Source organism: Microbacterium sp., assembly GCF_031178525.1.
GTDB lineage: Bacteria > Actinomycetota > Actinomycetes > Actinomycetales > Microbacteriaceae > Microbacterium.
Map to the genome: position 1 here is coordinate 1 of NZ_JAPSJA010000360.1, position 2,162 is coordinate 2,162.

Consider the following 2,162-nt stretch of genomic DNA (forward strand, 5'->3'; position numbering starts at 1 on the left):
AGCTCGGCGGTCGCCTCGCCGAGATCCGCGTCGCTGTCGAGCGGCACGAACGCCTGCACGGCCATCCCATCCTCGGACGGAATGGCCGGCGACGCCTCCCCCACGACGACGTCCTGCTCGGCCGCCTCAGCGAGGCGATCCGCGATGGTGTCGAGCTCGTCCTGCGTCAGCTCGTCGTCCGACGAGAAGACGACGACGGCCGGAATCGCGTCGCCCTCCGTGAAGTCCGCCAGTCGCTCCTGAACCTCGGTCGCCTCGGCCGTGGCCGGCAGGTACGCGGTCCGGTCGTTCGAAGAGACCTCGTCGACGCGGCCGAAGTAGGGCCCGCCGACGGCCGCGGCCGCGAGCCACACCAGGATCAGGACGGCCGGAAGCAGGACCCGCAACCAGACGGGCACGCGCGGCCCGCGCAGGTCTTGTCGGGTGAGGTCGGAGAGGGTGCGGCGGCTCATATCGCTAGCTTAGCTAGATACCTCCCAAAGAAGTTACTGCCGCGGCGGAGTATCATGCCGGTGTGGGCCCCGGGGAGAGGAAGCACGACGATCTGTCGATGTTCGATCCGCGCGTTCTCGACCCGGGCCAGGAGATCGTCTCGCTCGCGGGGATACCGCCCCATGAGATCGATCAGATCGTCGAACTGCTGCAGGCCATGCGTGCCTGGCGAGAGGCGGACGAGCGGATGAGCGAGGCCTCGCGCCGCTACATGAAGCTGGGCGACACCGATATGCGGGCCCTCCGGTTCATCATCGCCGGGCAGCAGAACGGGATGCGCGTCACGCCGGGTTCCATCGCGGCGCACCTGGGCATCTCGACCGCATCGACGACCAAGCTGCTCGATCGCCTCGCCGCCGCCGGGCACGTGCGGCGCCTGCCGCATCCGTCCGATCGCCGCAGCGTGATCGTCGAAGTCGTCGAGGAGACCCGGCGCGCCGCGCGCGACAGCATCGGCCGCACCCACGGCCGCCGGTTCGACCTCGCGGCGCGACTCACCCCCGAGCAGCGCGATGTGATCATCCACTTCCTGCGCGACATCGCCGCCACGGCCGACGAGACCACGTCCTGACGCAGCCGTGCACATTGAGGCGCCCCGTCCCGCGCCGCGCGTCACATTGCGTCATGACGAGCGAGGATCGCTGAAACGGTTTGACATGCCGCGACACGCCCGGTCACAATTGCCGCATGTCTGACAACGCCACGCTTCTGTCCGCCCAGGAGGCGAACGGGACCACCGGGATGATGATGCCCGGTCGCGTTGCCATGTGCTGTCGAATGTGTCGCTGAACGAGTTTCGCGCGCGGTTCAGGCTCGTCCGCTTCTTGCGGGCTCGCAGCCGAGGATCCTGGATCCTCACCCCCTGACCCTCGCCATCTGAGCGCGAACGGTCATCCCGACGCACACACGCACCCCGCCGGTGCACCCCCGCAAGGACACATCATCATGACGAACGCCTCCGCCCTCCTCGGCCGCACGGCCACGTCCACCCGCACCGTCGCCGCGAGCCCCGCGCCCGTCCGCCACCTGCGCCCGCTGCCGCAGGTTGCCGAGCCGCGTGCCGAGACGGTCACGACTCCGGCCGCACCCAAGCCGCAGGCCGCTCCCCGCGGCTTCGCCCTGTACGTCGGCCTCGACGAGCTGAAGGCCGCAGCCGACGGCGTCAGCCTGCCGGTCCTCGTCGACGCCCTGCGCCGCACCCTCGCCGAGCTCGCACCGAGCGCCGAGACCTACGCCGCCGTCGCACTCGCGCCGCAGCAGACCGGCGGCCGCGACGTCGACGTCGTCCGCCTCGCCCTGCACGAGCCCGGCGCGGTCGCCCGCACCAAGAACCAGTCGGAGGAGCAGACCGAGGCCGCCAGGGGCGTCGTCGTCGACATCTCCCGCAAGCGCGTGATCATCGACGGGGAGTCGGCGAACCTCACCTTCAAGGAGTTCGAGCTGCTGCAGTACCTCGTGCTGCGCGAGGGCCGCACCATCGAGCGCGGCGAGCTCGTGTCGTCGCTGTGGGACGCGGGTGACGCGGACGCCCCCGGCGAGCGCACGATCGACGTGCACGTCCGCCGCCTGCGTTCGAAGCTCGGGGCCTTCCAGGACATCGTGCGCACGGTGCGCGGCGTCGGCTACCGCTTCGACCGCCACGCGGATGTCGCCGTGCGGTACGGCGCCGG

2 protein-coding genes and 1 pseudogene are annotated in these 2,162 nt (G+C 70.6%); 2 read left to right on the forward strand and 1 reads right to left on the reverse strand.

Annotation, left to right across the window (positions count from 1 at the left end; genetic code table 11):
* A pseudogene (locus RIF89_RS14370) lies at positions 1-452 on the reverse strand (MMPL family transporter); the annotation flags it as partial.
* Between the two features lie 98 nt (positions 453-550).
* On the opposite strand from RIF89_RS14370, the gene RIF89_RS14375 reads away from it, so the two are divergent.
* Both RIF89_RS14375 and RIF89_RS14380 read left to right on the forward strand, forming a co-directional pair.
* Positions 551-1,063, forward strand: coding sequence for a MarR family transcriptional regulator (locus RIF89_RS14375; protein WP_309069757.1), 513 nt, complete (start codon positions 551-553; stop codon positions 1,061-1,063).
* Between the two features lie 374 nt (positions 1,064-1,437).
* Positions 1,438-2,162 (forward strand): winged helix-turn-helix domain-containing protein (locus RIF89_RS14380; protein ID WP_309069758.1); only part of this gene is annotated, 725 nt, incomplete at its 3' end.